This window comes from Tepidimonas sediminis (genome assembly GCF_007556605.1).
Taxonomy (GTDB): Bacteria; Pseudomonadota; Gammaproteobacteria; order Burkholderiales; family Burkholderiaceae_C; genus Tepidimonas; species Tepidimonas sediminis.
In genome coordinates, this window is the sequence record NZ_VJND01000001.1 from 202,439 (window position 1) to 214,526 (window position 12,088).

The window sequence follows — 12,088 nt, forward strand, 5'->3', positions numbered from 1 at the left end:
TGCAATAGGTTACGTCCATGACCACGACAACTGCGATCCAACCTCGCACACCGCACGAAGCAGCGCCTTCCCGTATGCAAACGTACCGCTACGAGGTGCGGTTCCTCACGCCGGCCTTTCTTGGCGATGCCGAGCAAAGCGGCCGCTGGCGCACGCCGCCCTTCAAGGCCCAGCTGCGGCAGTGGTGGCGGGTGGTGTATGCCGCGCAGGCGGGCTTCAAGCCGGGCCTGGAGGCGGCGATGCGGCAGGAGGAGGGTTTGCTCTTTGGGAATGCGTGGCTGACCGACGGCTTTCGCAAAAGCCTCACGCGGATGCGGTTCGACAAGTGGCAGCAGGGTAGCCTGCGGGCGGCCCAGTGGTCGTCGCTCAGCACGGTCACGCACCCCGAGGTGCGCCAGGCTGTGGCAAGTGACCTTTACCTTGGCTATGGACCGGTCGTTCTTCCTCGGGGCGCGCAGCGGCCCACCTTGAAAGCCAATGCCGCCATCCAGGCGGGCGAATCGGCCGTCCTGTCTGTCGCGGTGCCCGCGCAGCATGCCGATCGCATCGAGCAGGCGCTGGCACTGATGCATCGCTACGGCACGGTGGGCGGGCGCAGCCGCAACGGCTGGGGCTCCTACGCGCTGATCCCGCAAGAAGGCACCCCCGAGCTCAGAGGGGCGCTGCCCGTGCGGGACTGGCAGCGATGTCTGGAGCTCGACTGGCCCCACGCCATCGGCAAGGATGAGAAGGGCCCCCTCGTCTGGCAGACCACGCCGCATGCGGATTGGAAGGAGCTGATGCGAACGCTGGCCATCCTCAAGATCGGGCTGCGCACGCAGTTTCGATTCACGACCGGGCGCAACGCCCCGCAGCCCGAAGCCCGGCATTGGCTGGCCTATCCAGTCACCAATCACTCCGTTGGTCCATGGGGAGGCAGCGCCAGGCTGCCCAATCAGTTGCGCTTCAAGGTCCGTGCGTTGGCCAACGGTCAGCTGGTCGGTGTCATTTTTCACATGCCGCACCGGCCGCCCCCGGCGTTTCATCCCAACCGCACCGCCGTCGAGCATGTTTGGCAACAGGTTCATGCCTTTCTCGACGCACCCGCTCAAAAGCTGTTTCGTATCCAGGGCCCCAAGCCATGACCCACGCCATGTCTTCCGATTTGCTTTGGCAAACCAAACTTGCCGCCCGCATCCACGACCCCGCGGAAAAGGCCCTGGTCCTGCTGCGCGACCCAGCGGGGCACGAAGGCGGCACCAGCCGTGCGCTCAAGCGGCTGCTCGGGCTGGAGCCGCTGCCGCAGCAGATCGACTCCGACAACGATGACGTCCTCTCGACGGTCCTGTTCCATCGAGGGGTGTCGCGGGAGGTGTACCGTCACGTGCAGCGCGCCGACTGGTGGGCGGCGGCGGCGGATCGGCCCCAGTGGCCGATGCAGGAGATCACCGTCACCACGAAGCGCGGCGAGGAAAAGACCATCGCGGTCGCACCGTGGGCCCGGGTGGACTGGGCGCAACAGCCCGTGCTGATTCATCCGCTCACCGGCGCGCAGTTCGATCTCGGGCGGCTTGGCGAGACGGACATCCATGACCTCAAGGAACGCAGTTTTGCGCACTTTTCCGGTTTGCTGAAGGCCCTGGGTGCTGAAGGCGACGCCCCCCAGGACTGGCGCAAGACGCTGCTGGCCTACTGGCGCTTCGGGCCGGAACTCACCGAGGAGCAGGACAACGGCAAGCTGGGTGCCCTGTGGCCGCTGCTGCCGGCCGACACCCGCGTGCCCGATCACTCCATCTGGGATCACCTGGACCTCACCAGTGCGTTTGCCGGCGCGTTTGTGGCCGACCCCAAAGGTGAGGCGGCGCTGTTGGCCGTCTCGATCGGTCCGGTGCAGAGCTTCATCGCCGCAGCGCGCTCCACCTCGGACCTCTGGGCTGGCTCGCATCTGCTGTCGCGCCTGGCGTGGGAGACGATGCGCCCGGTTTGCGAGGCGCTGGGTCCCGATGCCATTCTGTTCCCGCGGCTGCGCGGCATCCCGCAGGTGGACCTCTGGCTGCGCGACCAGATGGGCCTGCCGGACAGGCTGTTCGAGGGCTGTGAATGGCGCATGACCGGCACCGATGCCAACCCGCTGTTTTCGGCGGCGCTGCCCAACCGCTTCGTGGCGGTGGTGCCGGCCAGCCAGGCGCGCGAGCTGGCCGAGCGCTGCGCTCAGGCCGTGCGCGCGTGGCTGGCCGAGCGCGGCCAGGAGGTGGTGCGTCGGCTGCTGGAAGTCGCAAACCCTGACCCGCAGGCCACGCCCACGCCGTTTGAGCAGATGCGCGAGCAGCTGGCCGGCTTTCCGGAAGTGCACTGGGCTGCGGTGCCGTTCTCGCTGATCCGGCCGCGCAACGAGGACAAACAAACCGACCTCGACGTCAGTGCCTTGCTGGACGCGATGGCCCCGTTTTTCGGTGTCGAACCGGGCAAGCCCTGCGGCTTTCTCGACACCCCGGCATGGCAAGCGCTGGCCAAGGACATCGACTGGGGCGACGGCACCACCTTTTTCGCGCCGAATCCTGGCGTGTTGTATCCGGCGGTCTATGACCTGGCTGAGCGCGTGCTGGCCGCGGCCAAGGCAGCCCGCACCTTCGAGCAACAGCAGCAGCAGGGCTGGCGCGATGCGTTGTCGGGCGAGGTGGAGTGGCTCACCACCGACCGCACCCAACTTGCCCTGCCGCCGGGTCAGCGCACCGACACGCTGTGGACGCGCGTGGCCGATCGCAAGCCGGCCTGGGCCAGGAAGGGCGAGCATCTCGGGGCCCTGTCAGCCCTCAAGCGCCTGTGGCCGACGATGTTCGCCGAAGAAGTCAGCCAGGCGCTCGGCAAGGACGTGAGCCGCTTCGTCGTGTCCACGCACACGATGGCGCTGGCACATCAGCTCGACTGGTGGCTCGAGCGCGGTGGGCATGCCGCCGCAGGCACAGCGGAGGCGCTCAAGGATGCCGAACCGGTTGCCCTGCCGCGTCGGCTCACGCGCCGCCACGCGAAAAAACCGGCGCTGGCCGATGCCAAGCGCCTGCCGGGGCTGCTGGAGGCGGCGCGCGACGACGAGGACGAAAAACTGGCCGATGCCCAGAAAAAGCTCAGGCTGACGCTGGGCACGGCGCTCAATCAGGACGAAGCCAAGCTCGAGACCTACTACGCCATGCTGATGATGGATGGCGACCGCATGGGCGCCATCCTCTCTGGCGAGGACCACACCTCGATCACCTATCGCCAAAGCTTTCACCCGCAGGTGCAGACCGGCTTCGACCGGCATGCTGCGCGCCAGCCGCTCATCCAGCGCTATGGCGCGCAAAAGCGCCCGGTCTCGCCCAACCGGCATCTGGCCATCTCCGGCGCGCTCAACGACTTCTCGCAGACCGTCGTGCGTCACGTCGTCGAGGAAGAGCATCTGGGGCGGGTCATCTATGCCGGCGGCGACGACGTGCTGGCCATGCTGCCGGTGGCCGATCTTCTGCGCTGCATGCAGCGGCTGCGCCATGCCTATTCGGGTGCGGCCCCCGAAGATGAAGCCTTGGATTGGGGGAACCTGGGCAAGGACCCCGAAGCGCTGCATTGCAAGGCAGGCTTTGCCTGGCTGCGGGGGCGGCTCATGCGCATGATGGGCGAGCGCGCCACGGCCTCCACCGGCGCGGTCATCGCCCACTACCAGGCGCCGCTGGCGGCGGTGCTGCGTGAGCTGCGCGCCGCGGAGAAGCGCGCCAAAAGCGAGGGCGGTCGGGATGCGTTTTCCATCACCGTCATCAAGCGCTCGGGCGGGGCGCTTTACCTGACCGCCGAGTGGGGCGAGCCGCTGGCGCTGCTGGGGGACCTGATCGAATTCCTGCGCGACGAGGGCACCTCCCGCCGCGCGGTTTACCGCAGCCTCGAGTGGCTGCGCGACCTGCCCGATCCCGGGCAACAGCCTGCGATGCTCGAGAAACTGCTCGCCTACCAGCTCGATCGCCAGTCCGGCGGCGATGCGCGCAAGCAGGAGCCCGTCCTGGCCGCGCGGCTCACCCGGCTGGCGGTCGAGCAGGGCGGCGAGGCCCGCGAGTGGCTCGCCAACTTCCTCTCGGTGGCCGAATTCCTCGCCCGTGAAACGCGCGGTGGTCTCAAGGCCACGATGCAACAGGAGAAACAAGCCGCATGACGACCGCCGTCTTTCTCGAGCCGCTGGACGTGCTGTTCCTGCGCGGCAACAAGCTGTTTGGCGACCCAGGCAGCTACGGGGAGTCGCTGGTGCCGCCGTGGCCGTCGGTGGCCGCCGGGGCGCTGCGCTCGCGCATGCTGGCCGATGCGGGCGTGGACTTGGCCGCCTTTGCCGACGGCGCGGTCGGGCACCCGGAACTCGGCACCCCCAAGGGCCCAGGAGCGTTCACGCTGACCGCCTTTCATCTCGCCCGGCGCCGGGCTGATGGTGAGGTGGAGCTGTTCGTGGCGCCCCCTGCGGATCTGGTGATCAGCAAGGGGGACGACGGCAAGACCCACGTCCGGGCGCTTGCGCCCACGGCGCTGGCGAACCTTGGGCTGATGTCGTCGGCGCCGCTGCCGCTGCAGCCGGTGCTGGCCGAGCCGACGCGCTTCAAGCCCGAAAGCGGCGTGTGGCTGACGGAGGCAGGCTGGTGCGCCTATCTGGGTGGCAAGCTCCCCACACCGGACCAGCTGCTCGCCCCCTCGGCGCTGTGGGCGCTGGAGCCGCGCGTTGGCGTGGGCTTGAGCGCCGAGACCCGCCGCGCCGATGACGGCAAGCTCTTCACCGTGCAGGCCGTGGCGATGGCCGCCGACGTCGGCTTCCTGGCCACGGTCGCCGGAGCGCGGCTGCCCAAGTCAGGCACGGTGCGCTTCGGGGGAGATGGCCGCGCCGCAGCCGTCCGCGCCGTCGACAAGGCGCTGCCGCAGCCTGACTACGTGGCCGTGGCGCGCTCGGGCCGCTGTCGCCTGGTGCTCACCACCCCGGCGTTGTTCGCCCAGGGCTGGCTGCCCAACGGCGTCGCGCGCGCAGACGACGGCAGCCTGCGCCTGGACCTGCACGGTGTGCGGGCTCGACTGGTGTGCGCCGCGGTGCCGCGCGCGGAAGTGATCTCCGGCTGGGACCTGGCCCACCGGCGACCCAAGCCTGCCGAGCGTGCCGCCCCCGCGGGCAGCGTCTACTGGTTCGACGAGCTGCAGGCCACGCCCGAGGCGCTGGCCAAGCTTGTCGAGCGCGGCCTCTGGAGCGAGGCGTGCGAGGATGCCGCCCGTCGTGCCGAGGGGTTCAACCGCGTGGCCATCGCGCCGTGGACGGATCACCGATGACAGCAGCGAACCTTGACTTGAGCGCGTTTGAGCGCGCCCTGGCAGCTCTGGAGCGCGCGCTGGCACGCGCCGCTGCCGCGCCGGAAGACGAAGAGTTGCGCGATGCCACCATCCAGCGCTTCGAGTTTACGTTTGAGCTGGCCTGGAAAATGCTCAAGCGCCGGCTGGAGCTCGATTTGCCCAACGCGCAGGAGGTGGACGGCATGAGCTACCGCACGCTGATTCGCGTCGGAGCCGAATACGGGTTGATTGAGGCGGACACCGTCGCGGCATGGTTTGTTTACCGCGACAAACGCAACATCACCTCGCACACCTACGATGCCGCCAAGGCTGCCGAGGTGGCCGCGATCGTGCCAGCGTTTGCGCAACACGCCCGGGCCCTGCTGCAAAGATTGCAAGCTCGAGGGGCCGATGATGCTTGACCTCACACCTGAGCAACTGGACACCGTGCGCCGCATTCTGGACGCGCACATACCCGGGCGAGCGGTGCGCGTGTTCGGCTCTCGCGCCGCGGAGCGCGCCAAGCCGCATTCGGATCTTGACCTGCTGATTCCGGGACCACCGCTGGATGATCAAGTGCGCGCGGCCCTGGTTGCTGCATTTGAAGAGAGCGATTTGCCGTTTCGGGTGGATTTGGTGCAAGAACGCGACATCCCCCACAGCAGCCGAGCCCGCCTGGAGCAAGAAGCCGTCACCCTGATCCCTTGAATATTGAAACGAGGTTACGATGTTCCAACGACACGCCGCCGTCTTCCTCTACGCCGTCAGCCCCGTCCACATGGGTGCGGGCCAAGCCATCGGCGTCATCGACAATCCCATCCAGCGCGAGCGCCACACGGGGCACCCGAGCCTTGCCGGCAGCGGCATCAAGGGCGCCGTGCGGCACGGGTTCGAGGCGCTGGGGGGCCAAAAGGATCATCTGACGCGCCTGTTCGGGCCCGAGGCCGGATCGTCCGAGCTGCACGCCGGAGCCGTCTCGTTCGGCGACGCGCAAACCGTATGCCTGCCGGTGCGCTCGCTGCGTGGCGGCTACGTCTATGCCACCTGCCCGCAGGCGCTGGCGCGCGCGCAGCGGCTGCTGGCGCTGCTGGGCGTTCAGGCCCCGTGGCCGGCGCTGCCGACGCTTGCCGAAGGCGAGTGCCTGTTGACGAACCCAGCACTGCTGTCAGGCGACAGGCTTCACCTGGAAGCCTTCGAATACACGGCCAGGGACAAGGACAGTGCCGCCGTCAAGGCAGTCGCCGCGTGGCTGGCGCAGCACGCCTTGCCGCAAGCCGATGGCTACGCCTACTTTGCCGACAAGCTCAAGACCGACCTCGTCGTGCTGCACGACACCGACTTTGGCTACTTCGCCGAGCACGCGATGCTGGTGGAGCCCCACGTGCGCATCGATGACGAGACTGGCACGGCCAGCGACGGAGGGCTCTTCTACACCGAAAACCTGCCGCCGGAGTCGCTGCTGGTGGCGCCACTGCTGGCCAGCGCGACGCGTACCGGCAAAGGCCAGGACGCCGAAACGCCGGCCGAAGCCGTCATGGCGCAGATGAAGACCGTGCTGGACGGCCGCCTGCTGCAGATCGGTGGGGACGCCACCACCGGACGGGGCCTGGTGGTGGCCCGCATCGTGGAGGGCCAGTGACATGAACACGCTGTCGCTGAAAAAGCCGCAACCGCCAGCAGCCGCGCCCACCGCCACGGCCAGCCGCATGACGCTGGAGCAGCGCCGTGCCCGGGATGCCTGGCAGCGCGCCCAGCGCTACACCAAGGAACACGTCAACATCGCCAAAGGCCTGCCGGCGCTGATCATGAACTCCGGGCTCATGCAGGTGCTGGCGTTTTGCCATGAGAAAGGCGACAAGCACGAGGTCGTCGCCTCCGATCTGCGGGCGTGGCTTCAGTCCCGCTTTCCGCAGCTGCTGCGCTCGAGCGATTTCAGCACGTTGATGGAGGCGCTGATGCAGGCAAGCCCGCGCGACTTTCAGGCCATCACGTCGGAAGCGTTTGCGTGGCTGAAGTGGCTGCGACAGATGGCTGCGGCCAGGGTGAAGGGAGAGTGACATGCCGGTGGCTGCTGTTCCCGCCTACCTGGGCCAAAATTTCGCGGACGCCTCACCGGCCTTGCGGTTTGGGATGTACCTCAGCCTTTGGGGCGTCAACCGTCGTACACGGCAGCTCCTGTGGACGACTCATGACCTTGACTATCAAGTCCGCGGGCAGGAGCGTCAAGAGCGCGAGGTCAAAATCGAGAACAAGACGTCGGCACTGGCCGACAGCGGTCGCCTGAGCAAGCGCGACGTCAATCTCATGAAGGAACTGGAAGCAAGGTTCAGTGCATGTGCCGAAACCGTGCCTGCAGCCTGTCTTCTGCAACTCGAGACCCAGGCCGTGGCGCCGTTCACCACCGGCCTTGGCAACGAGCACCCGCTGGAAAACGGCTTTGCCTTCCTCAACCCCTACGGCCTGCCGTACCTGCCGGGCAGTGGTGTCAAGGGCGTGCTGCGCCGCGCGGCGCAGGAACTGGCTGACGGCTCCTGGGGTGACACCCACGGCTGGAGCCGCGAAACCATCGCCACCCCGACCGTGAACCAGCGCAAGGTGGGGCTGTCGGTCATCGACGTGCTGTTCGGCCGCGAGCCCGCCGGCGGCGAGTCCGAGCACGTGCGCGGCGTGCTCAGCTTCTGGGACGTGATTCCGCAGATCGAAGGCGGCCGTCTGCTGGTGGAGGTCATGACCCCGCACCAGTCGCACTACTACCAGCAGAAGCGCGACCGCAGGAGTGGTGACAGTACCACTCCCCACGACAGCGGCCAGCCCACCCCTATCAGCTTTCTGACCGTGCCGCCGGGTTCCAGCTTCAGGTTTCACGTCGTGTGCGACGAGGTGCGCCTGAAGCGGCTGGCGCCGGCGTTGCTGGAGCCCAACCGAGACGATGATGAGCCGTGCTGGAAAAACCTGCTGCTGGCAGCCTTTGAGCATGCCTTCCAGTGGCTGGGCTTCGGGGCCAAGACGGCGGTCGGCTACGGTGCCATGGCTCTGGATCGAGACGCGCTCAACCGCGCCCGCCAGGCCCAACGGAAGGCGGCCGAAGAAGCTCGCCGCCGGGCCACTCTCGACAAGCTGAGCGAAAACCAGCGCAAGATCGTGCAGCTGCAGGAAAAGCTGCAGCAGCGCCGGCAGGAGCTGCACGGCCGCAAGGAACGTTGGGGCCAGGCGCTGACCGCCGAGGTGCAGGCGCTGGTCAACCAAGCCAGAGGGGAAGGCTGGACCAATGAAGAGCGCAGCCAACTCGCCGCTATGCTCCAGCAGTGGTTGGAGCAAGTTATTGAAATCGACTGGAAGGAAGCCCGCAAGCGGCTCGGGCTGACACCATGGCTCAACCAGTCTTGAATGAGCATGCCAGGCCGTGGATCAACCAAGCGTCGTGATACCTGATGGGGAGGGTCTGCCTGTCGCGCGATACCGATTCATGGCGCGACCCGAAAAAGACCTGTCCCTGCCCGACTATGCAGGGTCACTGTTGCGCAGCGTATTTGGCGCAGCGCTGCGAAAGATCGTCTGCGTCACCGGTGAAAAGCACTGCTCAGTATGTTCCCTGTATCGGCGTTGCGCGTATCCCGCGATATTTGAAACACCGCCGCGACCCACCACTCTGAAGCAACAATTCAGTCAGGTTCCCAATCCCTACGTGATCGAACCACCGACCCTGGACACGCCTGTTGCAAAGGCTGGCCAGCACCTCCAATTTCATATGGTGCTGGTTGGCGATTGGGCCATCGGACAGCTGCCTTTGTTGGTCGAAGCGTGGCAACATGCCTTTCGTCAAGGTCTGGGCCGCCAGCGCATCAGGCTGCATCTGGAGCGGGTTCAATGGTGCAAACCCGATCAGACAGTACAGGATGTCTGGACGGCTGAATCAGGGCGTGTCGCAGCGCACCGCCCCAAGCTCAATGTCCCGGAGCCACCGGAAGATGGATCATCATTACGCCTGATGGCGATCACCCCGCTGCGCCTGCAGCACCAGGGCAAGCCTTTGCGTCCGGAGGAGCTCAGTGTGCGGACCCTGTTGCTGACGGCACTGCGCCGGGCCAGCCTCATGTCAGAACTACACATGGATCGAAAAATCCAAGTGGACGTCAAAGGGCTGCTGGAGCTCGTGCCGCAGATGCGTGACCAGCGCGACGCCCTGACCTGGCGCGACTGGACGCGGTACTCAAGCCGGCAGGGGCGGGAGATGATACTGGGAGGCGTGGTTGGGCCCTGGATCCTGACCGCACCGAGCTGGTCCAAGGCGTGGTCATGGCTGTGGTTAGGCCAGTGGCTGCATCTTGGTAAAAATGTTACTATGGGGCTCGGCCAATATCACCTTGAGGTGTGCTCGTGCGGCTGAGAAAGCTCCCGTCAGATCCCCAAACGTCCACAGCGTCGCGCGCAAGTGCCTGTCTTGCAAATGGATTTTGTGGGGGTGCAGTCCGAACCAAGCCCTGATTTCAAAGGGATTAAGACGCTTTGCACCTTGCCAGTTGCGAGGTAATGCAGGTCCGAACCAAGCCCTGATTTCAAAGGGATTAAGACCTGTAACGCTTTGGTGGGTTCGCTGACTGTCAAAGTCCGAACCAAGCCCTGATTTCAAAGGGATTAAGACACAAGATCAGCCTTGATTCGAGCGACGGCCTTAGGTCCGAACCAAGCCCTGATTTCAAAGGGATTAAGACATGGCATTTTCCATATCATCGCGCCAGGCTTTGGTCCGAACCAAGCCCTGATTTCAAAGGGATTAAGACACATCAATCCTCCTTGGGCTTGCTCACGATATCCTCGGTCCGAACCAAGCCCTGATTTCAAAGGGATTAAGACGCTCGTGAGCCCTACCGCCTTCAATAGGCGATGCGTCCGAACCAAGCCCTGATTTCAAAGGGATTAAGACACCGCGCGGGTGGCGGCCTTGTCGGCGCGCGCAAAGTCCGAACCAAGCCCTGATTTCAAAGGGATTAAGACTCGCGGCCGCGCCCGTTTCTCCACGCGCCGCCAGAGTCCGAACCAAGCCCTGATTTCAAAGGGATTAAGACTTTGCAAGGCCGAAACCAGTTCGGCCTTGATTTTGTGTCCGAACCAAGCCCTGATTTCAAAGGGATTAAGACTTACCTGCAGCTGCAGGCCGTACATACTGATAAGGTCCGAACCAAGCCCTGATTTCAAAGGGATTAAGACTATGTCTATCGTAGGCTTGCAAAAAAGCGCATCGGTCCGAACCAAGCCCTGATTTCAAAGGGATTAAGACACCATCCACAGTGTAGGTGCCGTCGCGCGTAAGCCGTCCGAACCAAGCCCTGATTTCAAAGGGATTAAGACGTAATGATACGTCATTAGATTGCAAATAACGCCGGTCCGAACCAAGCCCTGATTTCAAAGGGATTAAGACACTTTCACTGCTGTATACATGGTACTCTCCAAAAAAGTCCGAACCAAGCCCTGATTTCAAAGGGATTAAGACTCAAGGCTAGCGGCCGTGCCATCGCGCGTGAGTCGTCCGAACCAAGCCCTGATTTCAAAGGGATTAAGACGCGGGTTCATGAATTGTCTAAAGAACACGGCGCGTCCGAACCAAGCCCTGATTTCAAAGGGATTAAGACGTGTTACCATCCACGGTGTAGGCGCCATTGCGCACGTCCGAACCAAGCCCTGATTTCAAAGGGATTAAGACCCGCCAGGCTTTCCCAAGACCGCGCGGCTACAAGCGTCCGAACCAAGCCCTGATTTCAAAGGGATTAAGACGCTTCGGCGTGCGCCCTGCTAAAGTAGGCGCGCGCGTCCGAACCAAGCCCTGATTTCAAAGGGATTAAGACACCCCCAGGCGGAGGTCGTAGAGTTTGACAAAGGGTCCGAACCAAGCCCTGATTTCAAAGGGATTAAGACTCACCGGGGGCAAGACATTGTTGCCAATGACCGTCCGAACCAAGCCCTGATTTCAAAGGGATTAAGACTTTTTTTCTTACTTGGCCTTGGCTGTCACGCTTACGGGTCCGAACCAAGCCCTGATTTCAAAGGGATTAAGACTTAGCGCCGATGCGCTTTTTTCTTACTTGGCCTTGGTCCGAACCAAGCCCTGATTTCAAAGGGATTAAGACTTACCCTCCACGGTGTAAATGCCGTTTGTGACGGCTGTCCGAACCAAGCCCTGATTTCAAAGGGATTAAGACCTCGGCGCCGCTGACCGGCGCTTTGGCGCCGGTTGTCCGAACCAAGCCCTGATTTCAAAGGGATTAAGACGTCGTGAATCGTGGCGATCCATACGGTTCCGTTGTGTCCGAACCAAGCCCTGATTTCAAAGGGATTAAGACCCGTCTCCCCTGAGCCTGGCGTACTCCGCCAGACTGTCCGAACCAAGCCCTGATTTCAAAGGGATTAAGACCTTGCCAGGCTGGCGGCAGTCCCATCGCGCGTGAGCGTCCGAACCAAGCCCTGATTTCAAAGGGATTAAGACTTAATGCCGAAGCGCGTTTCTCAGCCGCGGGTTGCGTCCGAACCCAGCCCTGATTTCAAAGGGATTAAGACGAACTTGATCACGCCGTGTTTGGTAGCGCCGGCGAGTCCGAACCAAGCCCTGATTTCAAATGGATTGAGATTTATATCTTGGGTCGCATTTTTCGGTCGATCCGGTTATCAATCCAAAGTTTTGTTAAAAGGGTTGCGACCAGTCTTTCCTTGCCTAAGCGTTACGTTGTAACGGTCCCAACCAAACGTAGATTGAAAAGGGATCGAGGCAGTACGTGGCGACTGGGTCAGACCG

Annotated in this window: 9 protein-coding genes and 1 CRISPR repeat array; all 9 genes read left to right on the forward strand. The window is 63.9% G+C overall.

What is annotated here, in order from left to right; translation table 11 throughout:
- Nucleotides 1–17: 17 nt before the first annotated feature.
- The 9 genes from Tsedi_RS00965 (at nt 18) to cas6 (ending at nt 9,688) form a co-directional block, all read left to right on the forward strand.
- Complete coding sequence (locus tag Tsedi_RS00965; protein WP_143892692.1) at nt 18–1,124, forward strand: hypothetical protein; 1,107 nt, start codon at nt 18–20, stop codon at nt 1,122–1,124.
- Complete coding sequence (cas10, locus tag Tsedi_RS00970) at nt 1,121–4,156, forward strand: type III-B CRISPR-associated protein Cas10/Cmr2 (protein ID WP_143892694.1); 3,036 nt, start codon at nt 1,121–1,123, stop codon at nt 4,154–4,156. The genes Tsedi_RS00965 and cas10 overlap by 4 nt, the downstream gene beginning before the upstream one ends.
- Nucleotides 4,153–5,301: a type III-B CRISPR module-associated Cmr3 family protein gene (locus Tsedi_RS00975; RefSeq protein ID WP_143892696.1), complete on the forward strand. Its 1,149-nt coding sequence runs from the start codon at nt 4,153–4,155 to the stop codon at nt 5,299–5,301. The genes cas10 and Tsedi_RS00975 overlap by 4 nt, the downstream gene beginning before the upstream one ends.
- Nucleotides 5,298–5,723 carry an HI0074 family nucleotidyltransferase substrate-binding subunit gene (locus tag Tsedi_RS00980; protein ID WP_143892698.1) on the forward strand — a complete coding sequence of 142 codons (426 nt, stop codon included), beginning with the start codon at nt 5,298–5,300 and terminating at the stop codon, nt 5,721–5,723. Before Tsedi_RS00975 ends, Tsedi_RS00980 begins: the two co-directional genes overlap by 4 nt.
- Nucleotides 5,713–6,009, forward strand: a complete 297-nt coding sequence (locus Tsedi_RS00985) for a nucleotidyltransferase family protein (protein WP_221934175.1) — start codon at nt 5,713–5,715, stop codon at nt 6,007–6,009. Before Tsedi_RS00980 ends, Tsedi_RS00985 begins: the two co-directional genes overlap by 11 nt.
- 19 nt (nt 6,010–6,028) lie before the next feature.
- Nucleotides 6,029–6,940, forward strand: a complete 912-nt coding sequence (gene cmr4, locus Tsedi_RS00990) for a type III-B CRISPR module RAMP protein Cmr4 (protein ID WP_143892701.1) — start codon at nt 6,029–6,031, stop codon at nt 6,938–6,940.
- Nucleotide 6,941: 1 nt separating this feature from the next.
- Entirely contained in the window at nt 6,942–7,358 is a 417-nt protein-coding gene (gene cmr5, locus Tsedi_RS00995) for a type III-B CRISPR module-associated protein Cmr5 (RefSeq protein ID WP_221934176.1), read from the forward strand.
- 1 nt (nt 7,359) lies between these two features.
- On the forward strand, nt 7,360–8,688 hold the full coding sequence (gene cmr6 / locus Tsedi_RS01000) for a type III-B CRISPR module RAMP protein Cmr6 (protein WP_143892703.1): 1,329 nt from the start codon (nt 7,360–7,362) through the stop codon (nt 8,686–8,688).
- A 79-nt stretch (nt 8,689–8,767) separates the two neighbouring features.
- Nucleotides 8,768–9,688: a CRISPR system precrRNA processing endoribonuclease RAMP protein Cas6 gene (gene cas6 / locus Tsedi_RS01005; RefSeq protein ID WP_143892705.1), complete on the forward strand. Its 921-nt coding sequence runs from the start codon at nt 8,768–8,770 to the stop codon at nt 9,686–9,688.
- An 80-nt stretch (nt 9,689–9,768) separates the two neighbouring features.
- A CRISPR array of direct repeats spans nt 9,769–11,924; the repeat unit is 36 nt; unit sequence GTCCGAACCAAGCCCTGATTTCAAAGGGATTAAGAC.
- The last annotated feature ends 164 nt before the right edge of the window (nt 11,925–12,088 follow it).

Excerpts from the sequence above, each read along its gene's own strand:
- Tsedi_RS00965 (WP_143892692.1), top strand. The coding sequence starts at position 18 with ATGACCACGACAACTGCGATCCAACCTCGCACACCGCACGAAGCAGCG.
- cas10 (WP_143892694.1), top strand. The coding sequence starts at position 1,121 with ATGACCCACGCCATGTCTTCCGATTTGCTTTGGCAAACCAAACTTGCC.
- Tsedi_RS00975 (WP_143892696.1), top strand. The coding sequence starts at position 4,153 with ATGACGACCGCCGTCTTTCTCGAGCCGCTGGACGTGCTGTTCCTGCGC.
- Tsedi_RS00980 (WP_143892698.1), top strand. The coding sequence starts at position 5,298 with ATGACAGCAGCGAACCTTGACTTGAGCGCGTTTGAGCGCGCCCTGGCA.
- Tsedi_RS00985 (WP_221934175.1), top strand. The coding sequence starts at position 5,713 with ATGATGCTTGACCTCACACCTGAGCAACTGGACACCGTGCGCCGCATT.
- cmr4 (WP_143892701.1), top strand. The coding sequence starts at position 6,029 with ATGTTCCAACGACACGCCGCCGTCTTCCTCTACGCCGTCAGCCCCGTC.
- cmr5 (WP_221934176.1), top strand. The coding sequence starts at position 6,942 with ATGAACACGCTGTCGCTGAAAAAGCCGCAACCGCCAGCAGCCGCGCCC.
- cmr6 (WP_143892703.1), top strand. The coding sequence starts at position 7,360 with ATGCCGGTGGCTGCTGTTCCCGCCTACCTGGGCCAAAATTTCGCGGAC.
- cas6 (WP_143892705.1), top strand. The coding sequence starts at position 8,768 with ATGGCGCGACCCGAAAAAGACCTGTCCCTGCCCGACTATGCAGGGTCA.